General features: G+C 70.8%; 25 protein-coding genes, 1 tRNA gene and 1 pseudogene. 3 read left to right on the forward strand and 24 right to left on the reverse strand.

Going from position 1 to position 26,872, the window contains the following annotated elements; all coding sequences use genetic code 11:
- Window positions 1–91 precede the first annotated feature (91 nt).
- From ABD347_RS26450 to ABD347_RS26550, 21 genes are all read right to left on the reverse strand, one after another.
- Entirely contained in the window at window positions 92–907 is an 816-nt protein-coding gene (locus ABD347_RS26450; protein ID WP_344365864.1) for a F0F1 ATP synthase subunit delta, read from the reverse strand.
- Window positions 904–1,449, reverse strand: coding sequence for a F0F1 ATP synthase subunit B (locus ABD347_RS26455; RefSeq protein ID WP_344365865.1), 546 nt, complete (start codon window positions 1,447–1,449; stop codon window positions 904–906). Before ABD347_RS26455 ends, ABD347_RS26450 begins: the two co-directional genes overlap by 4 nt.
- A gap of 41 nt (window positions 1,450–1,490) precedes the next feature.
- Window positions 1,491–1,733, reverse strand: coding sequence for an ATP synthase F0 subunit C (atpE, locus tag ABD347_RS26460; protein WP_290111532.1), 243 nt, complete (start codon window positions 1,731–1,733; stop codon window positions 1,491–1,493).
- 79 nt (window positions 1,734–1,812) lie between these two features.
- Complete coding sequence (gene atpB / locus ABD347_RS26465) at window positions 1,813–2,622, reverse strand: F0F1 ATP synthase subunit A (protein WP_344365869.1); 810 nt, start codon at window positions 2,620–2,622, stop codon at window positions 1,813–1,815.
- Window positions 2,623–2,847: 225 nt separating this feature from the next.
- Entirely contained in the window at window positions 2,848–3,285 is a 438-nt protein-coding gene (locus ABD347_RS26470; protein WP_344365870.1) for a Cg1360 family ATP-synthase-associated protein, read from the reverse strand.
- 262 nt (window positions 3,286–3,547) lie between these two features.
- On the reverse strand, window positions 3,548–4,867 hold the full coding sequence (locus tag ABD347_RS26475; RefSeq protein WP_344365872.1) for an MraY family glycosyltransferase: 1,320 nt from the start codon (window positions 4,865–4,867) through the stop codon (window positions 3,548–3,550).
- 105 nt (window positions 4,868–4,972) lie between these two features.
- On the reverse strand, window positions 4,973–6,253 hold the full coding sequence (locus ABD347_RS26480; protein WP_344365873.1) for a serine hydroxymethyltransferase: 1,281 nt from the start codon (window positions 6,251–6,253) through the stop codon (window positions 4,973–4,975).
- 56 nt (window positions 6,254–6,309) lie between these two features.
- The gene (locus ABD347_RS26485; protein ID WP_344365875.1) at window positions 6,310–6,948 is read right to left on the reverse strand and encodes an arsenate reductase/protein-tyrosine-phosphatase family protein; all 639 of its coding nucleotides are present in this window, start codon (window positions 6,946–6,948) and stop codon (window positions 6,310–6,312) included.
- Window positions 6,945–7,592, reverse strand: a complete 648-nt coding sequence (locus ABD347_RS26490; protein ID WP_344365876.1) for an L-threonylcarbamoyladenylate synthase — start codon at window positions 7,590–7,592, stop codon at window positions 6,945–6,947. Before ABD347_RS26490 ends, ABD347_RS26485 begins: the two co-directional genes overlap by 4 nt.
- 28 nt (window positions 7,593–7,620) lie before the next feature.
- The gene (gene prmC / locus ABD347_RS26495) at window positions 7,621–8,502 is read right to left on the reverse strand and encodes a peptide chain release factor N(5)-glutamine methyltransferase (protein WP_199831389.1); all 882 of its coding nucleotides are present in this window, start codon (window positions 8,500–8,502) and stop codon (window positions 7,621–7,623) included.
- A gap of 52 nt (window positions 8,503–8,554) precedes the next feature.
- Complete coding sequence (prfA, locus tag ABD347_RS26500; RefSeq protein WP_344365879.1) at window positions 8,555–9,631, reverse strand: peptide chain release factor 1; 1,077 nt, start codon at window positions 9,629–9,631, stop codon at window positions 8,555–8,557.
- Window positions 9,632–9,735: 104 nt separating this feature from the next.
- Window positions 9,736–9,960 carry a 50S ribosomal protein L31 gene (gene rpmE / locus ABD347_RS26505; protein WP_064071841.1) on the reverse strand — a complete coding sequence of 75 codons (225 nt, stop codon included), beginning with the start codon at window positions 9,958–9,960 and terminating at the stop codon, window positions 9,736–9,738.
- A 191-nt stretch (window positions 9,961–10,151) separates the two neighbouring features.
- Window positions 10,152–11,246 (reverse strand): LCP family protein, encoded by a 1,095-nt coding sequence (locus tag ABD347_RS26510; protein WP_344365880.1) that lies wholly within the window; start codon window positions 11,244–11,246, stop codon window positions 10,152–10,154.
- A gap of 266 nt (window positions 11,247–11,512) precedes the next feature.
- Entirely contained in the window at window positions 11,513–13,246 is a 1,734-nt protein-coding gene (locus ABD347_RS26515; RefSeq protein ID WP_344365882.1) for a trypsin-like serine protease, read from the reverse strand.
- 311 nt (window positions 13,247–13,557) lie between these two features.
- Window positions 13,558–15,648, reverse strand: coding sequence for a transcription termination factor Rho (gene rho / locus ABD347_RS26520; protein ID WP_344365883.1), 2,091 nt, complete (start codon window positions 15,646–15,648; stop codon window positions 13,558–13,560).
- A 382-nt stretch (window positions 15,649–16,030) separates the two neighbouring features.
- Window positions 16,031–16,948, reverse strand: coding sequence for a homoserine kinase (gene thrB, locus ABD347_RS26525; RefSeq protein WP_344365885.1), 918 nt, complete (start codon window positions 16,946–16,948; stop codon window positions 16,031–16,033).
- A gap of 343 nt (window positions 16,949–17,291) precedes the next feature.
- Window positions 17,292–18,350, reverse strand: coding sequence for a threonine synthase (thrC, locus tag ABD347_RS26530; protein ID WP_344365886.1), 1,059 nt, complete (start codon window positions 18,348–18,350; stop codon window positions 17,292–17,294).
- A 6-nt stretch (window positions 18,351–18,356) separates the two neighbouring features.
- On the reverse strand, window positions 18,357–19,649 hold the full coding sequence (locus ABD347_RS26535; protein WP_344365889.1) for a homoserine dehydrogenase: 1,293 nt from the start codon (window positions 19,647–19,649) through the stop codon (window positions 18,357–18,359).
- 95 nt (window positions 19,650–19,744) lie between these two features.
- Window positions 19,745–21,136 (reverse strand): diaminopimelate decarboxylase, encoded by a 1,392-nt coding sequence (gene lysA, locus ABD347_RS26540; protein ID WP_344365891.1) that lies wholly within the window; start codon window positions 21,134–21,136, stop codon window positions 19,745–19,747.
- 7 nt (window positions 21,137–21,143) lie between these two features.
- A complete protein-coding gene (gene nrtL, locus ABD347_RS26545; RefSeq protein WP_344365892.1) occupies window positions 21,144–22,232 on the reverse strand; it encodes an ArgS-related anticodon-binding protein NrtL in 1,089 nt (362 codons plus the stop codon).
- Window positions 22,233–22,376: 144 nt separating this feature from the next.
- Entirely contained in the window at window positions 22,377–22,859 is a 483-nt protein-coding gene (locus ABD347_RS26550) for a response regulator (protein WP_344365894.1), read from the reverse strand.
- A 110-nt stretch (window positions 22,860–22,969) separates the two neighbouring features.
- Here ABD347_RS26550 and ABD347_RS26555 point away from each other — a divergent pair.
- From ABD347_RS26555 to ABD347_RS26565, 3 genes are all read left to right on the forward strand, one after another.
- Window positions 22,970–23,041, forward strand: a tRNA-Arg gene (locus ABD347_RS26555).
- Between the two features lie 478 nt (window positions 23,042–23,519).
- Window positions 23,520–23,783 (forward strand): CopG family transcriptional regulator, encoded by a 264-nt coding sequence (locus tag ABD347_RS26560; protein WP_344365896.1) that lies wholly within the window; start codon window positions 23,520–23,522, stop codon window positions 23,781–23,783.
- Entirely contained in the window at window positions 23,780–24,193 is a 414-nt protein-coding gene (locus ABD347_RS26565) for a PIN domain-containing protein (RefSeq protein WP_344365898.1), read from the forward strand. Before ABD347_RS26560 ends, ABD347_RS26565 begins: the two co-directional genes overlap by 4 nt.
- Window positions 24,194–24,418: 225 nt before the next feature.
- Here ABD347_RS26565 and ABD347_RS26570 read toward each other — a convergent pair.
- The 3 genes and pseudogenes from ABD347_RS26570 to ku all read right to left on the reverse strand — a co-directional run.
- A pseudogene (locus ABD347_RS26570) lies at window positions 24,419–24,642 on the reverse strand (SWIM zinc finger family protein); the annotation flags it as partial.
- A gap of 88 nt (window positions 24,643–24,730) precedes the next feature.
- Complete coding sequence (locus ABD347_RS26575; protein ID WP_344365965.1) at window positions 24,731–25,639, reverse strand: sulfurtransferase; 909 nt, start codon at window positions 25,637–25,639, stop codon at window positions 24,731–24,733.
- A 211-nt stretch (window positions 25,640–25,850) separates the two neighbouring features.
- Window positions 25,851–26,870, reverse strand: a complete 1,020-nt coding sequence (ku, locus tag ABD347_RS26580; RefSeq protein WP_344365900.1) for a non-homologous end joining protein Ku — start codon at window positions 26,868–26,870, stop codon at window positions 25,851–25,853.
- Window positions 26,871–26,872: the final 2 nt, after the last annotated feature.

Raw genomic sequence — 26,872 nt, forward strand, 5'->3', positions numbered from 1 at the left:
CTTTGGGGGATCTGGGGGCTCCCCCCAGAACTTCTGCATCCTCTGCACGGCCCAACCGGGCCGTAGGTAACGCTTGTTGAGTTGGTGCTGATCAGCCGGCGAGTCGCCGGGCCGCCTCGTCGAGACGGCTGGCGACGGTGCCGTTGATGACCTCGTCGCCGACCCGCACCGAGATCCCGCCGAGGACCGTGGGGTCCACGTCCAGGTTCAGGTGCATCTGGCGGCCGTACAGCTTGGCCAGCACGGCGCCGAGGCGCTGCTTCTGCCGGTCGTCCAGCGGCACGGCCGAGGTGACGACCGCGACCATCCGGTCCCGGCGCGCCGCGGCGAGCTTGGACAGGGACTCGAGTCCCGCCTCCAGGCTACGTCCCCGGGGGCGGGTCACGAGACGCGTGACCAGCCGCTCGGTGGCCGGGTTGGCCTTGCCGCCGAGCAGGCTGCCCAGCAGCTCGCTCTTGGCGGAGGTGGTGGCCGCCTTGTCGGTCAGCGCGGCCCGCAGCTCGGTGCTCGACTGGACGATCCGGCCGAACCGGAACAGCTCGTCCTCGACGTTGTCGAGCGCGCCGGTCCGCTGCGCCGCGGTGAGGTCCGCGGTGTTCGCCAGCTCCTCGAGGGAGTCGACGAGGTCACGCGAGGACGACCAGCGGGACCGGACCATGCCGGAGACCAGGTCGACGGCTTCCCCGCCCACCTGACCGCTCAGCAGTCGCGTGGCGAGCGCGGCCTTGGCCTCGCCGGCCTGCGCCGGGTCGGTCAGGACCCGACGCAGCGACACCTCGCGGTCGAGCAGCGCGGTAACGGCGGCCAGCTCACCGGCGAGCTTCGCCACGTCGACCGACGTGTTGTCGGTCAGCGCGTCGAGACGCTCGCGTGCGGCAGCCAGTGCCTCGCGGCTCGCTCCGTTCATCGGGCGGCCTCGGCCTTCTCCTCGAGCTCGTCGAGGAAACGGTCGATGGTGCGGCTCTGGCGGGCGACGTCCTCGAGGGACTCGCCGACCAGCTTGCCGGCCAGGTCGGTGGCGAGCTTGCCCACGTCCTGGCGCAGCGCGGTCGCCGCGGCCTTGCGGTCGGCCTCGATCTGGGCGTGGCCGGCCGCGATGATCTCCTCGCGCTGGCGCTGGCCTTCCGCCTTCATCTCCTGGATGATCGCGGTGCCCTGCTCCTGCGCCTCCTGGCGCAGCCGAGCGGCCTCGTGGCGGGCCTCAGCGAGCTGAGCCTTGTACTGCTCGAGCACACTCTGGGCTTCGATCTGGGCCGACTCGGCCTTCTCGATGCCACCCTCGATCGCCTCGCGGCGCTGCTCCAGAACCCTGTTGATGTTCGGGAGGAGCTTCTTGGCGAGGAAGCCGAAGACGATGGCGAAGGCGATCAGGCCGATGACGAGCTCGTCGAGATGCGGGACGATAGGAGGCTGAGGCTCCTCCGCCTGCGCAAGGAACAGAGCGTTCACATCAGTGCCTTCCGTGAAAGGGGTTGGGCTGTCGGTCCGGCTTACTGGAAGACGAAGCCCATGACGATGCCGATGAGGGCGAGCGCCTCACAGAAGGCGAAACCCATGATCTGGTTGGTACGGATCAGACCGGCCGCCTCGGGCTGGCGGGCGAGGGCCTGGGTGCCGTTACCGAAGATGATGCCGACGCCGACGCCGGGGCCGATGGCCGCGAGGCCGTAGCCAACAGCGTTCATGTTGCCGGAGACGGTGTTCTCGGCGGCGAGGGTCTGGAGAACGGACATGCCGGATCTTCCTTCTCTTTCAATGACCCGGTGGGGGTTGGCCACCGGATGACTGGGGGTCTTGAGGGGAGGGGCTGGCTCAGTGGTGCTCGGAGAGCGCGCCCTGTACGTAGCTGCAGGCCAGGAGGACGAAGACGTACGCCTGGACAGCCTGGATGAAGAGCTCGAAGGCGGTCATCACGACGACCATGACGAACGAGGCGCCGGCGTAGACGAAGCCGAGGCCGTTCATCAGGTACCAGGTGGCCAGCGAGAACATCACGATCAGCATGTGGCCGGCGAACATGTTCGCGAAGAGCCGGACCGCGTGCGTGAAGGGCCGGATGATCAGGTTGGAGAGGAACTCCAGGACCATGACCATCGGCAAGATCGGGCCGAGGTTCTTGTCGTAGCCGAGGATGTTCTTCCAGCCGCCCACGAAGCCGTGCTTCTTGAACGTGAGGCTGACCCACATCACATAGACGATCAGGGCGAGACCGGCCGGGAAGGCGATCAGCGAGGTGACCGGGAACTGGGCGAGCGGAATGATCGACCAGAGGTTGAGGATCCAGACGAAGAAGAACAGCGACACCATGAAGGGGACGTACTTCTCGCCGTCCTTCTTGCCGATGATCTCGTAGACGATGCCGCGGCGGACGAAGTCGTACCCGGCCTCACCGACCATCTGGACCTTGCCGGGCACCAGCTTCGGCTTCGCGAAGGCGGCCCAGAAGAAGGCGACGATCGCGATCGAACCCAGGAGGGCCAGCAGCATCGGCTTGGTGAACTCGAAGCCGGCCACGGTGGCGATGGGCTCGTACATGAACGTGTGGAGGCCCGGCGCCGGGAAGCCGCATCCGGAGAAGATGTGACAGCTCGGGTCGAAGGCAAGCGTCTGGTCAGCACTCACCGCGGGCTCCTTCAGCGTGGCGCATAGGTACGGCAACCTCGTTGTGTCGGCGCGGCACGCAGCCGCGGGTCGGCACTGGACTGGTCTTACGGATGGGGGGGCGGCGGTTCGGCGTCGAGCCTCGCGCTGGGACAGGCGTCAGCTCGGCTGGCCGCGCCCGCAGTGCCGCAGTTGGCACCGGACGATAGCAGCATCGCGAACGCGCGTTTATCCCGGCCCTACTCCTCACGCCGACGGCCCCGTCTTCTCGGGCTTCGAGCCCTTGCCGGACGGGTCGTCCACGTAGAGGATCTTGGCCTTCATGTAGGCGCGGGCCTGGGCCGCGACCCAGACGATGGTCGCCGCGAGCAGCGTGAAGGCGAAGGCCTTGAAGTTGAACAGCGTGGTGTTCTTCAGCAGGGCCATGAACATGAACAGCAACAGCAACTGGGCCATGTAGAGCATCAGCCCCATGGCCTGGAAAAGCTGGGGCAGCGACTTGGCCGTCCGCTGCAGCACCACCAGCCCGACCCCCATGAAGAGGACGACCACCAGCGTGCCGGCGACGGCGCCGATCGCCCCCTTGCCGCCGGCGACCACACCGCTCACCACGGTGGCGACAGCGCCGGTGGCGAGAGTGGGTACGGCGGCGTACAGCAGGGTGCGTGCGTCGTTGGACGGCATGGCGGCATCTCCGCTTGCTGGTGGGGGCAGTGGTGTCGTCATGGACGAGCGTAAGCCCGGTCCGAGGCGTGCTCTCGGGGCCGAGGAACCGTCGCACTACGGCCCTTCGGCTCTGTCGCCGGGTCTCGTGAACGGTATCACAAACTATTTGATGAGGTCTTTACCCGAAGGTGTGCCAACTCTCACACATGAGAGTGACCCTGCGCGTGTGTGCAGATAACCCGGCCAGTTTGTCTGGTATTGGCTCCGACCGCGAAATCCGTCAACCGCGCGTTCCGGCCTTCCGCCGGTCGTGGAGCTCCGGAAGGGCACTGAGGGCGGTCGCGCCGTTGACCCCCGCGGGGACGGTGACGCGCTCCTCCTCCTCGCCGGAGGACGGCTCACCGGCCTCCGGCGCCACCGGCCGCACCGTGCGGCGGCGGCGGTAACGCGGCGGGACGAAGGCCTCCGCCCAGCGCGGGGCGCGCGGGGTGAAGCGCGGCAGCAGCAGGAGCACCAGGCCGATCGCGCTCAGTGCGACGATCACCAGCACGATCCACATCGACGCCGAGTGCACCGAGTACGCCAGGGTGCCGAAGGCGATCAGCGCCGACCAGAAGTACATGATCAGGACCGCCCGGCTGTGCGAGTGCCCGATCTCCAGCAGCCGGTGGTGCAGGTGCCCGCGGTCGGCGGCGAACGGCGACTGGCCGTTCCACGTACGGCGCACGATCGCCAGCACCAGGTCCGCCACCGGGATGGCGATGATCGTCAGCGGCAGCAGCAGCGGGATGAAGACCGGCAGCGCGGCGTGCGTGGCCTCACGGGTCGAGCCCTCGAAGATCTTCAGGGCGTCCGGGTCGACCTGGCCGGTGATCGAGATGGCCGACGCGGCCAGCACCAGGCCGATCAGCATCGAACCGGAGTCGCCCATGAAGATGCGCGCCGGGTGCATGTTGTGCGGCAGGAAGCCCAGGCACATGCCCATCAGGATCACCGCGAACAGCGTCGCCGGGGCGGCGGCCTCGATCGTGAAGCCGTACCAGATCCGGTACGCGTACAGGAAGAACGCGGCGGCGGCGATGCACACCATGCCGGCGGCCAGGCCGTCGAGACCGTCGACGAAGTTGACCGCGTTGATGGTGATGACGACCAGGGCGACGGTCAGGAGCGTGCCCTGCCACTGCGTCAGCGCCACCGTGCCGATGCCCGGGATGGGCAGCCAGAGGATCGTCAGACCCTGCATGACCATCACGCCGGCGGCGATCATCTGGCCACCGAGCTTGATCAGGGCGTCGATCTCGAACTTGTCGTCCAGGACACCGATCAGCCAGATCAGGGCGGCGCCGGAGAGCAGTGCGCGCGGCTCGTTGGAGAGCTCGAAGACACTGTTGAGGTTCGGCAGGTGGTCCGCGACCAGCAGTCCCGCGCACAGCCCGAAGAACATGGCGATGCCGCCGAGCCTCGGCGTCGGCTCCCGGTGCACGTCGCGGGCGCGGATCTCCGGCATCGCTCCGGCCGCGATGGCGAACTTCCGCACCGGACCGGTGAGCAGATAGGTCACCGCGGCCGTGACACAGAGCGTCAGCAGGTAATCACGCACGGGCTGCCCCACAGGAATCGCTGGCCATCTCAGCCCCACACCCTAGCTCTGCCGTCCCCATGGTTGAGGACACCCGGGTGCCGTGGACGGTTGCACGAGGTCCTTCTACCCCCGATACGGTGGATATCGGTCGGCCAGTTCACGCACGACGGACCGGACACTTCCGGCCGCGCCGGGGTCCTCGCGCAGCGCCGCCGCGAACAGGGCGGCGATCCGCTCCATGTCCGGGGCGCCCATTCCCTGGGTCGTCACGGCGGCCGTCCCGAACCGGATGCCGCGCCCGTCCCCGTACGGCAGGGCGCAGGTGTCCAGCACGATGCCGGCGGCCGCCAGACGCGCCTTGGCGACCCGGCCGTCGACACCCAGGGGTGCCGGGTCGGCGGTGATCAGGTGGGTGTCGGTGCCGCCGGTGGTGATGACGAAGCCCTCCTGGGCGAGCGCGTCGGCGAGCACCCGGGCATTGGCCACCACCTGATGGGTGTAGGCCCTGTACGCCGGTGTCGCCGCCTCCCCGAAGGCCACCGCCTTGGCGGCGATCGTGTGCATCTGCGCGCCGCCCTGGGTGAACGGGAACACCGCCCGGTCGATGCGCTCGGCGAGCTCCCCGCCGCACAGCAGCAGCCCTCCGCGCGGGCCGCGCAGCACCTTGTGCGTGGTCGCGCAGACGATGTCGGCGTACGGGACGGGGCTGGGCGCGGCCCCGCCGGCCACCAGCCCGATCGGATGGGCGGCGTCGGCGACGAGGCAGGCCCCGACCTCGTCGGCGATCTCGCGGAACCGGGCGTAGTCGATGTGCCGGGGGTACGAGATCGAGCCACACACGATCGCCTTCGGGCGGTGCTCCTGCGCGAGGACCCGGACCTGCTCGTAGTCGATGAGCCCCGACTCGGCGTCCACGCCGTACGGGACGAAGTCGAACCAGCGGCCGGAGAAGTTGGCCGGCGAGCCGTGCGTCAGGTGCCCGCCGTGCGCCAGCCCCATCGCCAGCACGGTGTCGCCCGGCCGCAGCAGCGCCGCGTACGCGGCGAGGACGGCCGCGGAGCCGGAGTGCGCCTGGACGTTCGCGTGCTCGGCCCCGAAGAGCTCGGTGGCCCGCCGCACGGCGATCCGCTCCGCGGCGTCCACGTATTCGCAGCCGCCGTGGTAGCGGGCGCCGGGGTACCCCTCGGCGTACTTGTTGGCGAGCGGCGACCCGAGCGCGGCCAGCACGGCGGGCGAGGCGAAGTTCTCGGCGGCGATCAGCTGGAGGCTGTCGGCCTGCCGCCGCCCCTCCCCCGCCAGGACGTCGGCGATCTCGGGGTCCTGCCGTCGCAGGACGTCGGTGGCCGCCCCGTGTGCGTTCGGCTCACGCACGTCGGCGGCGGCAGCAGCAGCGGTGACCGGCATCAGTGGCTCCAGGCGTGGGCGGGCCCCGTCACACCCAATGTAGGCCCGGCCCCGGCTCACCGCCGGGTGGGAACGCCCGTCAGGGCCGTCACGACCGGGTCGAGCGCCTGCTGGATCTCGTCGCCGATGGAACGGAAGAACGTGATGGGAGCGCCGTACGGGTCGTTGACCTCGTCCGCTTCCGCGCTGGGGGCCAGGAGCCAGCCGCGCAGGGCGGCGGCGGCGCGGACCAGGGCGCGGGCGCGCTCGACCATGCCGTCGCTGAGCGGATCCGGGAGGGTGGCCGGATCTATCGCCCGTACGAGGCGGGTGAACTCCTTCAGCGTGAACGTGCGCAGCCCGGCCGAGTGGCCCATCGAGATCACCTGGGCGCGGTGGTCGCGCGTCGCCGTCAGCACGAGGTCGGCGCGGATGACGTGCTCGTCGAGCAGTTCACGACCGACGAAGCCGCTCGCGTCCGCTCCGAAGTCGGCCAGGACGATCTCGGCGTTGGCCTCCATCGGAGCGCCCTCGTGCCCCCAGGTGCCGGCGCTCTCCACGATCAGGCCGCCGCCCATCGGGTCGCCCAGCCGGTCGCACAGGGCGTGGCGGGTCAGCCGCTCGGTGATCGGCGAGCGGCAGACGTTGCCGGTGCTGACGTGGAGGATGCGGAACGACGTATCCGTGCCTATGCCACGCCCCTCAGGGGCGGTCAATTGGCCACCTCGAGGTCGGGTACCACCTTGCGCAGCTCGTCCACGGAGAGGGCGCCCGCCCGCAGCAGGAGCGGGACGTCGCCGGTGACGTCGACGATCGACGACGGGACGATGCCCGGTGTCGGGCCGCCGTCCAGGTACACGGACACGGAGTCGCCGAGCATGCCCTGCGCGGCGTCGCAGTCCTCCGGCGCGGGGTGGCCGGTCAGGTTGGCGGACGACACGGCCATCGGGCCGACGTCGGTGAGCAGCTCGATGGCGACCGGGTGCAGCGGCATCCGGATCGCGACGGTGCCTCGGGTGTCGCCGAGGTCCCACTGGAGCGACGGCTGGTGCCTGGCGACCAGCGTCAGGGCGCCCGGCCAGAAGGCGTCGACGAGTTCCCAGGCCTGCTCGGAGAAGTCCGTGACGAGGCCGTGCAGGGTGTTCGGGGAGCCGATCAGCACGGGGGTGGGCATGTTGCGGCCGCGCCCCTTGGCCTCCAGCAGATCCGCGACGGCCTCCCCGCTGAAGGCGTCCGCACCGATCCCGTACACGGTGTCGGTGGGCAGCACGACGAGCTCGCCGCGGCGGACGGCGGACGCGGCCTCACGGAGGCCGGTCGTGCGGTCGGTCGCGTCGTTGCAGTCGTATCGCCGTGCCATCAGCGGGCCTCCTCGTACACGTGCTCTGTCATGGCGTCGCCTTGCGCGCGGTCGCGAAGCGCGGGCGGTTGTTCAGGTCGGGGTGGTCGGCGGCATCCGTCCAGCCGGCCTCCTCGTTGAAGATCCACGGCACCTGGCCGCCCTGGGTGTCGGCGTGCTCGACGACGACGAGGCCGCCGGGGCGCAGCAGCCGGTGGGCGGTGCGTTCGATGCCGCGGATGGTGTCGAGGCCGTCCTCACCGGAGAAGAGCGCCATCTCCGGGTCGTGGTCGCGGGCCTCGGGCGCGACGTACTCCCACTCGGTGAGGGGGATGTACGGGGGGTTGGAGATGACCAGGTCGACCTGGCCGTCGAGCTCGGGCAGGGCCGTCAGGGCGTCGCCCTGGTGGACGGTGACCCTGGACCCCTCGGCGTTCTTGCGCGTCCACACCAGGGCGTCCTCGGACAGCTCCACGGCGTGCACCCGGGAGCGCGGGACCTCCTGGGCCATGGCGAGCGCGATGGCACCGGAGCCGGAACACAGGTCCACGATCAGCGGCTCGACGACGTCCATCGCCCGTACCGCGTCTATGGCCCACCCGACGACCGACTCGGTCTCGGGGCGGGGCACGAAGACCCCGGGCCCGACCTGGAGCTCCAGGTACCGGAAGAACGCCCGCCCGGTGATGTGCTGGAGCGGTTCGCGGGCCTCGCGGCGGGCGATGGCCTCCCAGTAGCGGGCGTCGAAGTCGGCGTCCTTGACGTTGTGCAGCTCCCCCCGCTTGACGCCGTGCACGAACGCGGCGAGCTCCTCCGCGTCGAACCGCGGCGACGGCACACCGGCGTCGGCCAGTCGCTGGGTGGCCTGGGCCACCTCGGCAAGCAGCACACTGCGGGGGCTTGGGGGTCGCCCCCCAAAATGTTGCTGCACGCTGGTCCTCCGGGCTGAGCGGGTGTGCGGGTCTGCGGGCGCGGGTGCGGGTCTAGGCGGCGGCGAGCTTCGCGGCGGAGTCGGCGTCGACACACGCCTGGATCACCGCGTCGAGCTCTCCGTCGAGCACCTGGTCCAAGTTGTACGCCTTGAAGCCGACCCGGTGGTCCGAGATCCGGTTTTCCGGGAAGTTGTACGTCCGGATCTTCTCGGACCGGTCGACGGTGCGCACCTGGCTGCGGCGCGCGTCGGCGGCGTTCTTCTCGGCCTCCTCCTGCGCGGCGGCGAGCAGCCGTGAGCGCAGGATGCGCATGGCCTGCTCCTTGTTCTGGAGCTGGCTCTTCTCGTTCTGGCAGGAGGCGACGATGCCGGTCGGCAGGTGGGTGATGCGGACGGCGGAGTCGGTGGTGTTGACGGACTGGCCGCCGGGCCCGGAGGACCGGTAGACGTCGATGCGCAGGTCGTTGGCGTGGATCTCGACGTCGATCTCCTCGGCCTCGGGCGTCACCAGGACACCGGCGGCGGAGGTGTGGATGCGGCCCTGCGACTCGGTGGCGGGCACGCGCTGCACGCGGTGCACCCCGCCCTCGTACTTCAGGCGCGCCCAGACGCCCTGGCCGGGCTCGGTGGCGCCCTGGCCGCCCTTGGTCTTCACGGCCACCTGGACGTCCTTGTAGCCGCCGAGCTCGGACTCGGTGGCGTCGATGATCTCGGTCTTCCAGCCGACGCGCTCGGCGTACCGCAGGTACATGCGCAGCAGGTCACCGGCGAACAGGGCGGACTCGTCGCCGCCGGCGCCCGCCTTGATCTCCAGGATGACGTCCTTGTCGTCGCTGGGGTCGCGCGGGACGAGCAGCAGCCGCAGTTTGTCGGTCAGCTCCTCGCGCTGCTTCTCCAGCTCCTTGACCTCGGCGGCGAAGTCGGGGTCGGTCTGCGCGTACTCGCGGGCGGTCTCGACGTCGTCGCCGGTCTGCTTCCAGGAGCGGTACGTGGCGACGATCGGGGTCAGCTCGGCGTAGCGCTTGTTCAGCTTGCGGGCGTTGGCCTGGTCGGCGTGGACCGAAGGGTCGGCAAGCTTCTTCTCGAGATCGGCGTGCTCACCGATCAGTTCCTCGACCGCCTCGAACATCGGGGGCTCCTGGTTTCAACGGAATGGCTGCTGTGGAAGACGGCAAAGCGCCGGTCCCGGCCGCCCCGACACGCGGGGCGGCCGGAGACCGGCGCAGTGGCTCGCTACTTGGAGGAGCCGGCAGCCTTCTTGCCGAAGCGGGCCTCGAAGCGGGCCACGCGGCCACCGGTGTCGAGGATCTTCTGCTTGCCCGTGTAGAACGGGTGGCACTCGGAGCAGACCTCGGCGCGGATGTTGCCGCTCTGGATCGTGCTACGGGTGGTGAACGACGCGCCACAGGTGCAGCTGACCTGGGTCTCGACGTACTCGGGGTGGATCTCGCGCTTCAAGGTGTCTCCTAGTTTCGGGAGGGCGCCGGGTCGCTCGCGCGGGATGCGCGTGCGTGAACCGGGGCCGACGTACCAGTCTGCCAGGACCGGCCGTATCTCCCAAAACCGGGGGGTGGCCGGATCTATTCCACGCCCCGCGAGGGGCTGCTCCGCGGGGGCCGTCCCGCCGCGAGGAGCTGCCCCATGAGGGGCTACTTCACGACTCCGTCGGCGTGGCCCTCGGCGGTGTCCTTCGTGACGGACGCGGGGATCGGCCGGTCCGCCTTGAGCGCGGCCCACAGCTGCCGCGCCTGCGCCTCCAGCGGTATGACCCGGTTGAGGTCGGCCGGGTCGTACCGCACCGGCAGCGTGATCATGTCGACGTCGTCGGCGCCGAGCTGTCCCAGGCCGCGGGCGAAGTCGGCGAGCTCCTTGACCGAGTCGAGCTCGGAGTCCGGTCTGATGGCCTTGGTGGCGGTGTCGGCGAGGTCCCACAGCTTCTTGGGGCTGGTGAGGACGCCGACGCTCCTGGCCTGCTCGATGAAGGCCTTCATGAACGCCTGCTGGAGCTGTATGCGGCCGAGGTCGCTGCCGTCGCCGACACCCTTGCGGGTACGGACGAGGCCGAGGGCCTGCTCACCGGTGAGGGTGTGGGAGCCCGCGGCCAGGTCGAGGTGGCTGCTCTTGTCCTTGATCGGCTTGGTGGTGGTGACCTCCACGCCGCCGAGTTCGTCGATGAGCTTCTTGAAGCCGGTGAAGTCGACCTCGATCGTGTGGTCCATGCGGATGCCGGACATCTTCTCGACCGTCTTCACCGCGCAGGCCGGGCCGCCGACCTCGTACGCCGTGTTGAACATGGCCTTGCGCCGGCCGGGGACGGTCGCGCCGCTCCGGTCGGCGCAGTCGGGGCGCTCGACGATCGTGTCGCGGGGTACGGAGACGACGCTCGCCTTCTCGTGGCCCTCGTACACGTGCAGGATCATCGCGGTGTCGGAGCGGGCGGCGCCCTCGTCCCTGCCGTACTCGCCGTTGGCGCCGGCCCGGGTGTCGGAGCCCAGGACCAGGATGTCCAGGGAGCCGTTGTCGACGTCCCTCGGGCGGTCGTCGTCGCGCAGCTGGGCGTTGATGTCGAGGCTCTCGATGTTGCCGTTGAGCGTGAAGTACGCGTACCCGAGTCCGCTCCCGCCGACCAGGAACAGTCCGGCGGCGGACCAGGCGGTGACGGTGAGCGCGCCACGCCTCCTGCCGGACTGCCGGCGACGGCGTCCGGTGGCGCGTATTCGGCTGCTGCTGCCCTGCTCGCCCATGTTCTCCTCAGTCCTCGCTGGTCCGGCTACCCCCAGCTGTGGTGATCAGGCACGGTTCGGCCTGTCAGACGGGGAAGCGGGCCAAAGGGTTGCACCGCGAGGTGAGAAGCCTCTGAGAACGCGCTGTGCCCACCGCGCGGTGCGCGATGGGCACAGACCGTGTCTCGCCTGCGGTTTTCCCGGGGCCGGGCTTCCGGGGCGGCTCGCGGACGAGCCGCCCCGGACGTGGCGAGGATCGCATGCCGCCCGGCCGCCGAGGGCGTCGGTCAGCCGAAGAGGTTGTACGCCTGCCAGCCGGTGCCGAAGGCGACGCGGGCGTTGAAGCCGCCGTTGCCCTTGCCCGGGTACAGCCAGAGCTTGCCCGCGGTGTCGCGGGTCATGACGTCGGCGACACCGTCGCTGTTGACGTCACCGGTGGTGATGATGGCGTTCATGGCGCCGAAGGCCCCGACGAGGACGGGCGCGGACCACGGCTTGGTGGCGACGCCGGTGCCCTTGTACAGGTACGTCTTGCCGTCCGAGGTACGGGCGAAGATGTCGGCCTTGCCGTCGTTGGTGAAGTCGCCGTGGCCGCGGACCATCGTGTACTTGCCCCAGCCGGTGCCGACGGTGACGGGGGCGTAGAAGCCACCGTTGCCACGGCCCGGGTAGACGCGCATGGTGCCGGCCGAGTCCACCGCGATCATGTCGGGCAGCTCGTCACCGGTGACATCGCCGGGGGCGACGATCGCCTTGTGCTTGCCCCAGGCCTTGGCCACGAGCTTGGACTGCCACTCGCCGAGCGACGGGACCCAGTGGTCCCAGTAGATGTCGCCGTTGTAGCGCGTCAGCATGTCCTCGTTGTCGTCGCGGTCGAGGTCCGTCTGCAGCAGCAGGGTGAAGCCGCCGAAGTACCCCATGTCGTAGGTGCGGCTCAGCGAGGTGACCTTCGAGTTCCAGCCGAACAGGGTGGAGTCCGAGGTGCGGCGGGACAGCAGGTCGGCCGTGTGGTCGTTGTTCCAGTTGGCGTCGTCGACGCGGGCCTGGATAGGCGCGGAGTACGTGGAGACCTTCGCGTACACGCCGTACTTGCCGGCGGCCGAGCAGTTGGCGTCACCCCACGACACGATGCCGACGAGCCGGCCGCTGACGACCAGCGGGCCGCCGGAGTCGCCGTTGCAGGTGGTTTCGCTGGTCTCGTCGCTGCCCGTGGGCGCGGCGCCCGCGCAGAGCATGTGGCCCTTGATGAAGCCGTCCGGGTAGGCGGCGGCGCAGTCGGTGTCCGAGACGATGTCGGCGTCGGCGACCTTCAGCGTGGGCGAGCCGCTGTTGGGCTCGGTGGAGCTGGTGCGGCCCCAGCCGTAGACCTTGCCGTCGAGGCCCGCCCGGTACAGGGCGCCGTCCGTCGGCTGCGCGAGCGGCAGCGGCTTGACGGTGGTGGGCGAGGTCAGCGTGAGGACGGCCACGTCCGCGTCGAGCGTGTACGGGCTGTAGGACGGGTGCTGCCACTGGCGGTAGGCGCCGAAAACGGTGCCGCCGTGGAAGTCCCAGCTGCCGTCGGCGTTCTCGGTGGGCACCTTGTCGGCGCCGGTGATGACCGCGCCGTCCTGGTACCACTTGATGCCCTTGACGCAGTGGGCCGCGGTGGCGACCTTCGTCGGGGCGATCACCACGCCGCCGCAGAAGTAGCCCGCGCCGGTGCTGTCGCTGAAGTGGAGCTGGGCCATCCAGGGCGCGGAGGAGATGGTGGTCTGCGAGCCGCCGATGATGCGGGCGCTCGGGGCGCTGTCGGACGCCGCGGCGTCGGGCTGCTTGACCAGGGACCGCTCGCTGGTGGCGTCGCCCTTCATCGCCTTGATGGTGCGCTGGCGGAGCTCCTGCTTCGACGGCTCGGCGGGCTTCTGCGAGTCCATGCTGATCCGTGGCACCTCACCGGCCTCCGCGGAGTCCGAGCCGGTGACCGCGATTCCCGCTCCCACCAGGGCGACGACTGCGGCGGCGGCCGGCAGCGCCAGTGTCATACGGCGCCGGTGACGGCCGCCGCGCGTGCGTATCTGCACTAGGTAAACCCCTTGGGTAGACCCGGCGCAGCGCGACCGCCGCGCCGGAAGAATCCATGACGGTGGCGGGGCTCGGCTGTTACGCGGGCAGTGAGCCGGAAAACCCCCCTGGCCTCGGCTCGGACTGCGCGGCGGAATCCCCCCACGTCGATGGGAGGATGCTACGCCTGTCAAGTAGTGGTTGACCAGCGGCAGGTGAGAAGTTCGTGAAAGACGGGACCGCCCCGTCACCGGAGTGACGAGGCGGCCCGTTGTGTCCTGCTGAGACGACGTCAGTCGTTGCCGTTGCCGGCCGACGGGGTCGTCTTCTGGATCTGGAGCAGGAACTCGGCGTTCGACTTCGTCTGCTTCATCTTGTCGAGCAGCAGCTCGATCGCCTGCTGCTGGTCGAGCGCGTGCAGCACCCGGCGCAGCTTCCAGACGATGGCGAGCTCGTCGCTGCCCAGCAGGATCTCCTCCTTGCGGGTGCCGGACGCGTCGACGTCCACCGCCGGGAAGATGCGCTTGTCGGCGAGCTTCCGGTCGAGCTTGAGCTCCATGTTGCCGGTGCCCTTGAACTCCTCGAAGATCACCTCGTCCATGCGCGAGCCGGTGTCGACCAGCGCGGTGGCCAGGATGGTCAGCGAGCCGCCGTCCTCGATGTTGCGCGCGGCACCGAAGAAGCGCTTCGGCGGGTAGAGCGCGGTCGAGTCGACACCACCGGACAGGATGCGGCCGGAGGCGGGCGCCGCGAGGTTGTACGCGCGGCCCAGGCGGGTGATGGAGTCCAGCAGGACGACCACGTCGTGACCCAGCTCGACGAGGCGCTTGGCGCGCTCGATGGCCAGCTCGGCGACGGTGGTGTGGTCCTCGGCCGGACGGTCGAAGGTCGAGGAGATGACCTCGCCCTTGACCGACCGCTGCATGTCGGTGACCTCTTCGGGACGCTCGTCGACGAGGACGACCATCAGGTGGCACTCGGGGTTGTTCGTGGTGATCGCGTTGGCGACCGCCTGCATGATCATGGTCTTGCCGGTCTTCGGCGGGGCCACGATCAGGCCTCGCTGGCCCTTGCCGATCGGCGACACGAGGTCGATGATCCGCGTGGTCAGCACACCCGGGTCGGTCTCCAGACGGAGGCGGTCCTGCGGGTAGAGCGGGGTCAGCTTGTTGAACTCGGGACGGCCCCGGCCGGAGTCGGCGGCCATGCCGTTGGCCGAGTCCAGACGGACCAGCGCGTTGAACTTCTCGCGGCGCTCGCCCTCCTTCGGCTGGCGGACGGCACCGGTGATGTGGTCGCCCTTGCGCAGGCCGTTCTTCCGGACCTGGGCGAGGGAGACGTACACGTCGTTCGGGCCCGGCAGGTAGCCGGAGGTCCGGATGAACGCGTAGTTGTCGAGGATGTCCAGGATGCCCGCGACGGGGATCAGGACGTCGTCCTCGGAGACCTGCGGCTCGCTGCTCGCGAAGTCCTCGCGGCCGCGGCGGCCACGGCGGTCGCGGTAGCGGCCGCGGCGGCCGCGACGGCCGCCCTCGTCGTCGAAGTCGTCCTGCGGGCCGCTCTGGCCGCCCTGCTGGCCGCCCTGGCGCTGCTGGCGCTGGCCGCCCTGCTGGTCGTCGCCCTTGCCGCCGCGCTCGCGCTGGCGGTCGCGCTGACGGTCCCGGCGGTCACCGCGGTCGCCGCGGTCACCACGGTCGCGCTGGCGGTCGCGGCGGTTGCCCTCGGCGGTGTCGGCGGACGCCTCGGCCTTGGCCTCGGGCTGCCCGTCGGCCTTGGCGTCGGCCCTGGTCTCCGTACGGACGTCCGTGCGGACCTCGGTGCGGACGTCGCCCTCGGGGCTGCCGGCGGGCGCGGTGGCGCGGCGACGGCGGCGCTCGCCCACGGGCTGGTCGTCGCCGGAGGCGCCTCCCTGCTCCGGTGATGACGAGAGCTTGGGCGAAGGCTGACCGGGGATCTCGATCTGCTGCTGCGCCACGGCCTTGTCGGCCTTCTCGGCGCTCTTCTCGGCGGCCTTGTCGGCCTTGCCGGCGGTCTTGTCGACGGCCTTGGCGGCGTCCTCGCCCGTACGGGCCTTGGAGGTGGCGCGGCGCTTCGGCTTCGTCTCGGCGGCACCGGCCGCGTCGGCGGCCCTGGGCGCGGAGGCGCCGCCTCCGGCCTGCGCCTCCTTGATGACCTCGATCAGCTGGCTCTTGCGCATCCGCGCGGTGCCCCTGATGCCGAGGCCGGACGCGACCTGCTGCAGCTCGGCCAGGACCATGCCCTCGAGGCCGGTGCCGGAGCGGCGGCGCCGTGACGTGGTGCCAGTGGCAGCACCTGCGGCGGGCGCGGCGGTGTCGACACTGTTGTCGGCAGTCACGCCCATCAGATCGGTGGTGTCGCTCACGAAGGGTCCTTCCCTGGAGCGGACGTCGGCCTTCTGGCTCGGCGACCGGTTGTGCTGTCCGACAGCGGTCCTTGATCGGTGGACCGAGTCGGGGCGGTGGTCCCGCCGGGTACGGCGGAGAGAAAAAGACGTGCTGGGTTCCGGCCCGAGGCCCCCTGCTCGGCCCGCTCCTGGGAAAAGCGAGGGGTGTCGCGCGCCGGTTCCGGAGCGTGCTCGAAACTGCTCAGGCAGGCTGCTCAGGCAGTGGAGGAGGCTCCCGGAAGAATGGTGGTCCCGGATGGGGACACTCAGCACCGCGCCACAAAGACGTCGGGTGCAGATTCGAGGTTAACACTACCGGCTCCAACAAACATTCCCCCTCTCCAACACCGGCAACCGTGTACTACGGGGCGAGCGGCAGAACGCTCGCACCCGAGACGTCGAGGGCCAGCCTGTTCGCCGCCCAGCCGTCGCCCGCCAGCCGCGCGACCTTCTCCGCCGCGCCGTTCTCGGCCAGCGCCAGCACCGTGGGGCCCGCGCCGGAGATGACCGCGGGGACGCCGTCCGCACGCAGCCGGTTCACAAGATCGATACTCTGCGGCATCGCGGGGGCCCGGTACTCCTGGTGCAGCCGGTCCTCGGTGGCGGCGAGCAGCAGCTCGGGGCGCCTGGTCAGGGCCTCGACGAGCAGTGCGGCGCGGCCCGCGTTGACCGCGGCGTCCACATGGGGAACGGTGCGCGGCAGCAGGCCGCGGGCGGTTTCGGTGAGGACCGGCTTCCCGGGGACGAAAACCACCGGAACGATGGAATCGGCGGGGTCCATCCTGATCGCCCGGGCGGCGCCGCCCTCGGTCCAGGCGAGCGTGAAGCCGCCGAGCAGGCAGGCGGCCACGTTGTCGGGGTGGCCCTCGATCTCGGTGGCCAGCTCCAGCAGTGCCGCGTCGTCGAGCCTGGCGTCGCCGCCTATGGTCACCGCGCGGGCGGCGACGATGCCGGCGCAGATGGCGGCCGAGGAGGAGCCCAGGCCCCGCCCGTGCGGGATGCGGTTGGCACAGACGACCTCGAGGCCGCGCGGCTGCCCGCCGAGCAGGTCGAAGGCCGTGCGCAGGGAGCGTATGAGCAGGTGACTCTCGTCGCGCGGGAGGGCGTCGGCGCCCTCTCCGGCGATGTCGATGTGCAGTCCGGAGTCGGCGACCCGGACGACCACGTCGTCGTACAGCCCCAGCGACAGGCCGAGGGCGTCGAAGCCCGGGCCGAGGTTGGCGCTGGTGGCGGGAACGCGCACCCGGACGGCGGCGGCGCGGAACGCTGGACCGGCCATCGCTCGATGACTCTCCTTGGATCTGACGACGAGATGTCGAGGGTTTTCGAGGGTCGGGGTTCTACGAGAGGACGAAGACCCGTGGGCCGCAGCGGCATCAACGGCAACAGCACCGCGGCATATGCGGCGGGGCGGGTTCGGTACAGCCTATCGAAGGAAGGTTCAGTGGCGACATAGGGCGCACAGGAGGCGCACGATGCGTGTCGCGAGCCTGCCCGTGCTTCCGCGTACGGCGCTGTGCGGGTTGCGAGTTTCGGCCAGACTTCGCGCCCGCGGGGGCGGCCGGCGCCCGGCCGGGACCGGCCCGGGCGCCGTGCGGGCCCGGGCCGGTCCCGGCCGGTGCTCAGGCCAGGCCGAGCCGCTCGGCGGCGGTCGCCGCGTCGACCGGAACGGTGACCGGCTGGGGCGCTCCGGCGACCGCCCAGTCCGGGTCCTTCAGACCGTTTCCGGTCACGGTGCACACGATCCGCTGCCCCGGGTCCACCTTGCCCTGCTCGGCCGCCTTCAGCAGGCCGGCCACGGACGCCGCGGACGCGGGCTCCACGAAGACACCCTCCTGCGAGGCCAACAGGCGGTAGGCGCGGAGGATCTCACGGTCCGTCACCTCGTCGATGAAGCCGCCCGACTCGTCCCGCGCGGCCAGCGCGTAGTTCCAGGAGGCCGGGTTGCCGATACGGATCGCCGTCGCGATCGTCGACGGGTCCTTGACGACCTCGCCGCGCACGATCGGCGCCGAGCCGGACGCCTGGAAGCCCCACATGCGGGGCGCGCGGGTGGAGACCTTGTCCGCCGCGTACTCGGTGTAGCCCTTCCAGTACGCGGTGATGTTGCCGGCGTTCCCGACGGGCAGGACGTGGATGTCGGGGGCGTCGCCCAGCATGTCCACGATCTCGAACGCTGCGGTCTTCTGGCCCTCGATGCGGACCGGGTTGACCGAATTGACCAGCGCCACGGGGTAGTTGTCGGACAGCGCGCGGGCAAGCGTCAGGCAGTCGTCGAAGTTGCCGTCGACCTGGAGGATCTTGGCACCGTGGACCAGGGCCTGGCCCATTTTGCCGAGCGCGATCTTGCCCTGCGGGACGAGGACGGCGGACACCATGCCGGCCCGGACGGCGTACGCGGCCGCCGAGGCGGACGTGTTGCCGGTGGAGGCGCAGATGACGGCCTGGGCGCCCTCCTCCTTGGCCCGGGTGATCGCCATGGTCATGCCGCGGTCCTTGAAGGAGCCGGTGGGGTTGGCGCCCTCGACCTTCAAGTGCACCTCACACCCCGTGCGCTCGGAGAGCACCTGCGCGGGCACGAGCGGCGTACCACCCTCACGGAGCGTGACGACCGGCGTGGTGTCGGTGACCGGAAGCCGGTCGCGGTACTCCTCGATGATTCCGCGCCACTGGTGAGTCATTGCTGGTTACTCTCCTTCGACCCGCATGATGCTGGCGACACCACGCACGGTGTCGAGCTGGCGCAGCGCCTCGACGGTCCCGGACAGGGCGGCGTCGGGCGCGCGGTGGGTGACGACGACGAGGGACGCCTCGCCGTCCTTGCCCTGCTGGCGCACCGTATCGATGGATACGCCGTGCTCGGCGAAGACCGTCGCCACCTGGGCGAGGACGCCCGGCTTGTCGGCCACGTCGAGGCTGATGTGGTATCGCGTCACCACGTCGCCCATGGGGCTCACGGGGAGCTGGGTGTACGCGGACTCGCCGGGACCCGTCGCGTCGTTGAGCCGGTTGCGGCAGACGGCGACGAGGTCGCCGAGGACGGCGGACGCGGTCGGCGAACCGCCGGCACCGGGCCCGTAGAACATCAGCTGACCGGCGGCGTCCGCCTCGACGAACACGGCGTTGTACGCGCCGCGCACCGAGGCCAGCGGGTGACTGAGCGGGATCATCGCGGGGTGCACACGCGCGGTGACGGACCCGCCGTCGGCGGCCCGCTCGCAGATGGCGAGCAGCTTGATGGTGCACCCCATGCGCTTGGCGGAGGCGAAGTCGGCGGCGGTGACCTCGGTCATGCCCTCGCGGTACACGTCGTCGAGGCGTACGCGGGTGTGGAAGGCGATCCCGGCGAGGATGGCGGCCTTGGCGGCGGCGTCGAAGCCCTCGACGTCGGCGGTCGGGTCGGCCTCGGCGTACCCGAGGGCGGAGGCCTCGTCGAGCGCCTCGGAGTACCCGGCGCCCGAGGTGTCCATCCTGTCGAGGATGAAGTTGGTGGTGCCGTTGACGATGCCCAGCACCCGGTTGACCTTGTCACCGGCGAGGGACTCACGCAGCGGGCGGATCAGCGGGATGGCGCCGGCCACGGCCGCCTCGTAGTACAGGTCCTGGCCGTGCTGCTCGGCGGCGGCGTACAGGCTCTGGCCCTCCTGGGCGAGGAGCGCCTTGTTCGCGGACACGACCGACGCCCCGTGCTCGAACGCGGTGGTGATCAGCGTACGGGCCGGTTCGATGCCCCCGATGACCTCGACGACGACGTCGATGTCCCCGCGTTTGACCAGGGCGGTCGCGTCGGTGGTGATGAGTTCCTGGGGGATGCCCTCACGCACCTTGGAGGGCCGGCGGACGGCGACACCGGCGAGCTCGACCGGAGCGCCGATGCGCGCGGCGAGGTCGTCGGCGTGCGTCGTCATGATGCGCGCCACCTCTGAGCCGACCACTCCACAGCCCAGCAGCGCCACCTTCAGTGGACGCGTACGCATCATCCGACCTCACTTCTCATACTTCTACGGTGTGGACCAGTCTCACTCACCGGACGGAATTTTCTCCCTTCCGTCCGGATTATGAGACATGTATTTCATCAGCCGACATCGAGCCGCAGAAGATCTTCCTCTGTCTCGCGCCGGACGATCACACGTGCCTCCCCGTCCCTCACCGCGACGACGGGAGGCCGGAGGGCGTGGTTGTAGTTGCTGGCCATGGAACGGCAGTACGCGCCGGTGGCCGGTACGGCGATGAGGTCGCCCGGTGCGACGTCGGCCGGCAGGAACGCGTCCTTGACCACGATGTCGCCGCTCTCGCAGTGCTTGCCGACGACCCGGCTGAGCATCGGCTCGGCATCGCTCGTCCGGGACACCAGGGAGACGGAGTACTCCGCGTCGTACAGGGCGGTGCGGATGTTGTCCGACATGCCGCCGTCGACACTCACGTACGTACGCAGCCCGGCGAGCGGCTTGACCGTCCCCACCTCGTACAGCGTGAACGCGGTGGGACCGACGATGGCGCGCCCGGGCTCGACGGAGATGCGCGGCGTACGCAACCCCGCGGCCTCGCACTCCCTGGTCACGATGTCGCTGAGCGCCTTGGCGATCTCGTGCGGCTCGCGCGGGTCGTCGTCGGAGGTGTACGCGATGCCGAGGCCGCCGCCGAGGTCGATCTCCGGCAGCTCCACGCCGTGCTCGTCGCGGACCTGCTTGAGCAGCCCGACCACCCGGTGGGCGGCCACCTCGAATCCGGAGGTGTCGAAGATCTGCGAACCGATGTGGGAGTGGATGCCGATGAGCTCCAGCCCGTCCAGCCGCAGCGCCCGCCGGACGGCCTCGGCGGCCTCCCCGCCGGCCAGCGCGATGCCGAACTTCTGGTCCTCGTGGGCGGTGGCGATGAACTCGTGCGTGTGGGCCTCGACGCCCACCGTCACCCGGATCTGCACCTTCTGCCGCTTGCCCAGCGACTGGGCGATGTGCGCGACGCGCACGATCTCCTGGAAGGAGTCGAGCACGATCCGCCCGACCCCGGCGCGCACCGCCCGCTCGATCTCCCCGGCGGACTTGTTGTTGCCGTGGAACGCGATCCGCTCGGCGGGCATACCGGCCTCGAGAGCCGTCGTCAGCTCACCGCCCGAGCACACGTCGAGGTTGAGGCCCTCCTCCTCCAGCCACCGCACGACGGCGCGGGACAGGAAGGCCTTGCCGGCGTAGAACACGTCCGCGTCCTTGCCGAACGCCTCGGCCCAGGCACGGCAACGGGCGCGGAAGTCGGCCTCGTCGAGGAAGTAGGCGGGGGTGCCGAACTCCTCGGCGAGCTCGGTGGCGGTCAGGCCGCCGACGGTGAGGACCCCGTCGTCGTTCCGGGTGACGGTCCGGGACCACACCTTCTCGTCGAGGCGGTTGAGGTCGCTGGGCGGGGCGGAGTAATGGCCCTCGGGGAGGACATCGGCGTGACGGGGCCCGGCGGGGTGTGCGGAACGGCTCATTTCTCTCTCACAGGTAGTCAGGGGCGCTGATGCCGAGCAGGGCCAGGCCGCCGGCCAGCACCGTCCCGGCGGCTTCGGCGAGGGCGAGCCGGGAGCGGTGGGCGGCCGAGGGTTTCTCGTCGCCGAGGGGGAGCACGGTGTGCTGGAACCCCAGGAACGCGTCGGCGGTGGCCTCCAGCTGCCGGGCGATCCGGTCGGGGGCGCGGTGACGGGCGGCGGCTTCGAGAACGGCGGGGTGGTCGCCGAGGGCGGTGAGGAGGCGCGGGGCGTCGACGTCCTCCTCGTACGCGGGCGCGATGTCGAGCTGCGCGGCGTTACGGAGGAGGGCGCGCGCCCGCGTGTGGGCGTACCGCACGGTGAACAGCGGGTTCGCCTCGCTCTGCACGAGCAGCCCGTCGGGGCCGAGGGCCCGGTCGTGCGCCGCGGGCCGGAGCAGCGCCCAGCGGGCGGCGTCGGGGCCGAGGGCGGTGACGTCGTAGGTGACGGGGAGGGGGCGGAGGGTGACGGTCTCGGCGGCGTACGCGGGCGGGTGGGCGGCGCGCGGGTCGTCGTGGCGCGGGTGGGCGGCGGAGCGCGGGTGGGCGTCGTGTGCGGCGGGGCGCCGCTGGGGGCGGTCGTCATGGGGGCAGTCGTCGTCCAGTACGGCGGCGCCCTGCGCGCGCAGGAGGGCGCGTACCGCCTCCGCCATCACGGTCGCCCGTACGTCGCCGGGGTGCACCAGCCGGTAGGCGCGCCCCCGCAGGGCGTCGCCGTGCCCGTAGCGCTCGCGCCCGGCGAGGACGTCGCGCACGAGGGCGCGCCCGCCGCGGTCGGCCAGCGTGATGTTGAGGAACCCGGGCCCGGTGATCTCGACGCTCTCGACGCCGTCGGCCTCCGCGATCCTGGGCCGCAGCACCTGGGCGACGCCCAGTGGCTCCATCCCGGCCTCGCGGGCCAGCTGGAGGGCGGCGTTGGTGGCCCAGTCCCCGCTGCCGCCGGGCCGCGGCCGCTCGATCTTGACCCGCTCGGGCACCCGTGTCCCCTGCCGCAGCGCGCCTTCACCGACCGCGCGGCGCACGGCGTGCAGCACGGTGAGGGAGAGGTCTGCGGGGGTCACGGGACAAGCGTAGGGGAGGACGCCCTCCCGGGCGGAACCGGTTTCGCGATGCGGTCACCCGGCGGGGCGCGGGGGTGTACGGCGGCCGGGGCCGGCGGGGCTGCGGCCGACCGGCGAACCGCCTGCCGAGCCTCCGCCCGAACGTCAGCTCCAGGCGCTCCCGGCATGCCCGGCACCGCTCCGGCCGTCGATGGGCGGCGGACTCTCCCGCTGCATGAGCTGCCGCACGATCCGCACGAGCTCGGCCGGCTCGAAGGGCTTCGCCAGGAACGCGTCCACCCCGGCGGCGAGCCCGCTCTCCACCTCGTACTGCGTGCACGCGCTGACGATGGCGACGGGGAGGTGTCTGGTCCGCGGATCCTCCCGCAACCGCTCGGCGGTCCGCAGACCGTCCAGGCGGGGCATGACGACGTCGAGGGTCACCACGTCGGGGCAGACGTCATGGACGACGTCCAGACACTCGGCACCATCGGCCGCGGTCACGACCTCGAAGCCCTCCAGCTCGAGATTGACCCTGATCAGCTGCCGGATGACCCTGTTGTCGTCCACGACGAGCACCCGGCCGGACGCGCCTGACACAACTCGAGAGTAGGTCGAGCCCCTGCCCTGCGTCCGGGTTTTCCCCACTTCCGCCCCACACGGGCGACACTCCCTGCCTCACCACCCCTAAATACCTGTTCACAGGCACCGCCCGGGAACTGGTAGTGTTCTACCCGTCGCCGCCAAGCGCGGCGCACGCCCCCGTAGCTCAGGGGATAGAGCAACGGCCTCCGGAGCCGTGTGCGCAGGTTCGAATCCTGCCGGGGGCACTTCGCGAGAAGTGCCATGAGGGCGCTGACCAGCAGAGATGCGGGTCAGCGCCTTTCTTGTTCCTGTCACAAGGCACACGACCTGCCTTGCCGTTGCACATTCGCGGCGCACCCCTCCCCGACCTGGACCCTTACCTCGGCGTGCCAGACGCGATCGGGAGCATTCGACGCCGTGGAACCGGCTTGTGCGGGACATGCGTGGGACGCGAGGTGTACGGGCCGCCTCGGTAACCCAGGAAGCATGACGACCCCTCAAATTGCGTTTGGCCAGAGGCTTGTCGATGCGCCTGTTCGCGAAATCCTGGTTTCTGTAGGGGCACTTCGCGTACCCGCGTCATGAGCGCCTCGACGCTGGTGCCCGCCCGTTCGGTCGCTTCTCTCCAGATCAACGCATCACCCATCGAGGCAATGCGCGGCCAGGGGGACAGACGGACTTCCCCTCCCGAGGCGGGGGAGGATGAGAGGTGGGATAGGTAGCATGAGCGAGCCTACCGGCAAATACTCGATCACCATGCCGCGCGACGTCGCCGAGGCCGCCAAGGCCCGCAGCGGCCCCTCCGGCCTGTCCGCCTACGTGGCTGCGGCAGTCGCCCGCCAAATCGAACGCGACAACCTCAACGAAGTCATCAGCGTCGCCGAAGCCGAGCACGGCCCCGTCACCGACGAAGAGATCCAGGCCCTCCGCGACCAGCTCACACGGGCGCGACGCGAGCAGACCCAGCGCGGAGCGAGCGCCGCGTGACCCACTCCCCCGCTGTTCCCGGCGGAACCCTGGTCCTCGACAGCGAAGGACTGGCCCAAGCCGTCCTGCGCGACCGCACAGTCACCACCTGGCTCGCCCTGGCCCGCGCCGACGACCTGCGCGTCATCACCTCAGCAGCGACCCTCGTCGAAGTGGTCCGCCCCCGCGTCAACCGCCCGGCCCTGGAGTGGACGCTCTCCCGACTCGTCGTGGAGCCGATCACCGAACCGATCGCCCGCCACGCCGCAGCGCTCCTCGCGGACGCCGGCCTGGACGGCCAGAAGTACGCCATCGACGCCATGCTCGCCGCCACCGCCCTGGCCGCACACGGGCCGGTCACGATCCTCACCTCCGACCCCGAGGACCTCACCACCCTGTGCAGTGGACGCGCAACTGTGGTCAAAGTCTGACCTGGTACCCCATCTGCATCGCCATGTCCGGCGCGGCCAACGAAGGACATTCCGCTGCGGACTGAAGTCCCGTCTTCACGGCCTGCCACGGTGATCGCGCTCCGACTGCCCGGGCGGCGAGACACATTCCCGCTGTCCGCGCCTTCGGGCAGGCGGGCTGAACCTTCCCTCGCAGGAGAGAAGCGGGCCGAGGAACCGACTCGGTTCGCCGTGCCAGGTGACGACGAGCGCGTCCCGCGCCATGACCATCGCGTCGACCGCCCGGCCGGAGCCGGTCAACGCGTTGGTCGCGGACACCGCCTGCCCGGCCTGGTCAACGCAGGCACGGGCGTCGGCGTACTCGACGTAGCCGTACCGGCCGAACGGGCCGAGCCGAGCAGCATACGGATGCGGGACCGGATCCCGGCCAGGTGCCCGCGAGCGCTCGCCGCCCGCAGCCGGTGCCGCCTGAAGGAGTAGGCGCTCGAACTGCGTGCGGTCCGACGACTCCGAAAGAGGGCTGCCGTGTGCCCAGCGTTCAGGCGCACTCGGTTACCCCTACGCCCCCACTGCCCGCTCGTTCGCATCGGAGCCGGGGGCGCGTATGGCGGGCACCACCACCGGTAGTTCCGAGGGCTGGCCCCATTCGCTCCAGGAGCCGTCATAGACCGCTGTGTCGGCGTAGTCGGCCAGGTGCGCGGCGAGGGCGAGGACGCAGGCGGTGACGCCCGAGCCGCAGCTGAAGACGAGCTTGTGGCAGCCGCCGGTCAGGGCGGTGAAACGGGCGCGCAGTTCCTCAGGCGGGCGCATCCGGCCGTGGAGCAGAAGGTCGCCGAAGGGGAGGTTGAGGGCGCCCGGCATGTGGCCGCCGCGCAATCCAGGGCGGGGCTCGGGGGCGGTGCCGGCGAAGCGGGCGGCGGTACGGGCATCGAGGACCGCCGAGTCCGGGTCGGCCAGGGCGGCCGCCACCCGGGCGCTGTCGGCCAGCAGCTCCGGGCGGGGTCGTGCGGTGAAGTCGCCGCGCGGTCCGTCGTAGTGCGGCGGTCGCGGGTCCACCGGTCGGCCCGCCGCTGTCCAGGCCGGCAGCCCGCCGTCGAGGACGGCGGCGCGGTCGAAGCCCAGGGCGCGCAGCATCCACCAGGCGCGTGCGCTGGAGTAGATTCCCTCGCCGTCGTACACGACGACCGTGTCGATGTCGTCCAGGCCGAGTGCGCGCAGTTCGTCGGTGAGCGCGTCGGCGGGCGGCATGGTGTGGGGCAGGGGGCTCATACGGTCGGACAGGGCCCCGTCGATGTCGAAGGGTCGTGCCCCTGGGATGCGATGGGGCAGGCCGCGGTGCGGGCCCACGGAGGCGTCGAGGAGGACGAGTCCGGGTGCTCCGAGGCGTTGGGCGAGCCAGTCGGCGTCCACCAGCGGGCCGGGAAGTGGAATGGGCGGGCCCGGGGCCGGTTCGGGGTTGCTCGGCATCGTCACCACGCGCTCCTCAGGGGTCGGCAGGGTACCGGCCAGGACTCTAGCCAGACGGGTGTGGTGGCGGATCGGCCCCTGGCCGGGCTGTGCCGGGGGGCCAGTTCCGGGCGGATGGAAGTCGCTCGCTGCGGAGTGTGCGTGTCCCCCGCAGCCCCCGCGACTCCCGCCCGGTGGGGTCCGGCGGGTGCGGGGGTGCCGGCGGGGGGCGTCAGGAGGCGCGTTTGCGGGGTGGGGTCTTCTTGGCGGTGGACTTCTTCGCGGTGGTCTTCTTCTCGGCCGTCTTGCCGCTCGCGCCCGTCTTGGAGGTGGACTTGCGGGCGGGCGCGGCCTTCTTGGCGGGTGACTTGGCCGTGGACTTCTTGGCGCCGCTCTCCTTGGGTGCGCTACGGGCGGCGGCAGCGGTCTTCTTGCGGCCGGACAGCTCGTGCACGGACGCCTCCGGCTCGCCCTCGCCACGGGCCTCCCGGGCCGCGCGCACGCTGCTCTCCAGCGCCGCCATCAGGTCGATGACCTGGCCCCCGGGCCGTTCCTTCGTGGGCGCGGCGACCTCCGTGCCCTCCGCCTTCGCGGCGATCATCTCCTCCACCGCCGACCGGTAGTCGTCGTGCAGCGACTCGATGTCGACCTCGCCGAGGGTGTCCATCAGGGCGTCCGCCAGGTCGAGTTCGGCGTCGCGGACCGTCACGGAGGTGTCCGGGGCCACGCCCTCGGGACGGCGGATCTCGTCCGGCCACAGCAGCCCGTGCATGGCGATGACGTCATCGACGACCCGCAGCATCCCGAGCCGCTCGCGCCCGCGCAGCGCGAACTTCGCGATGGCGACCCGCTCGCTGCGTTTGAGCGCCTCCCGCAGCAGCGTGTAGGGCTTCGCGGCCGGCACACCGTTGGCGGAGAGGTAGTACGCCGTGTCGATCTGCAGCGGGTCGATCTGGGACGCCGGTACGAACGCGACGATCTCGATCGTCTTCGCGGTCGGCAGCGGCAGGGAGGCCAGATCCTCGTCGGTGATCGGGATCATGGTCCCGTCGGCCTCTTCGTACGCCTTGCCGATCTCGTCCGACGTCACCTCCTCGCCGTCCAGCTCGCACACCTTGCGGTAGCGGATCCGGCCGCCGTCCTCCGTGTGGATCTGCCGGAAGGAGATGGACCGGTTCTCGGTCGCGTTCACCAGCTTGATGGGGATGCTGACCAGACCGAATGAGATGGCGCCATTCCAGATGGATCGCACGT

The organism is Streptomyces gobitricini (assembly GCF_039532985.1).
GTDB classification, from domain to species: Bacteria; Actinomycetota; Actinomycetes; order Streptomycetales; family Streptomycetaceae; genus Streptomyces; species Streptomyces gobitricini.

Coding starts and splice junctions, on each gene's coding strand:
- ABD347_RS26510 (WP_344365880.1), bottom strand. CDS start 11,246: ATGGGCGAGCAGGGCAGCAGCAGCCGAATACGCGCCACCGGACGCCGT.
- ABD347_RS26490 (WP_344365876.1), bottom strand. CDS start 7,592: ATGGCACGGCGATACGACTGCAACGACGCGACCGACCGCACGACCGGC.
- atpE (WP_290111532.1), bottom strand. CDS start 1,733: ATGTCCGTTCTCCAGACCCTCGCCGCCGAGAACACCGTCTCCGGCAAC.
- ABD347_RS26470 (WP_344365870.1), bottom strand. CDS start 3,285: ATGCCGTCCAACGACGCACGCACCCTGCTGTACGCCGCCGTACCCACT.
- ABD347_RS26535 (WP_344365889.1), bottom strand. CDS start 19,649: ATGATGCGTACGCGTCCACTGAAGGTGGCGCTGCTGGGCTGTGGAGTG.
- lysA (WP_344365891.1), bottom strand. CDS start 21,136: ATGAGCCGTTCCGCACACCCCGCCGGGCCCCGTCACGCCGATGTCCTC.
- ABD347_RS26480 (WP_344365873.1), bottom strand. CDS start 6,253: ATGCCGGTCACCGCTGCTGCTGCCGCCGCCGACGTGCGTGAGCCGAAC.
- prfA (WP_344365879.1), bottom strand. CDS start 9,631: ATGTTCGAGGCGGTCGAGGAACTGATCGGTGAGCACGCCGATCTCGAG.
- thrB (WP_344365885.1), bottom strand. CDS start 16,948: ATGGCCGGTCCAGCGTTCCGCGCCGCCGCCGTCCGGGTGCGCGTTCCC.
- thrC (WP_344365886.1), bottom strand. CDS start 18,350: ATGACTCACCAGTGGCGCGGAATCATCGAGGAGTACCGCGACCGGCTT.
- ABD347_RS26515 (WP_344365882.1), bottom strand. CDS start 13,246: ATGACACTGGCGCTGCCGGCCGCCGCCGCAGTCGTCGCCCTGGTGGGA.
- ABD347_RS26575 (WP_344365965.1), bottom strand. CDS start 25,639: ATGCCGAGCAACCCCGAACCGGCCCCGGGCCCGCCCATTCCACTTCCC.
- ABD347_RS26450 (WP_344365864.1), bottom strand. CDS start 907: ATGAACGGAGCGAGCCGCGAGGCACTGGCTGCCGCACGCGAGCGTCTC.
- ABD347_RS26560 (WP_344365896.1), top strand. CDS start 23,520: ATGAGCGAGCCTACCGGCAAATACTCGATCACCATGCCGCGCGACGTC.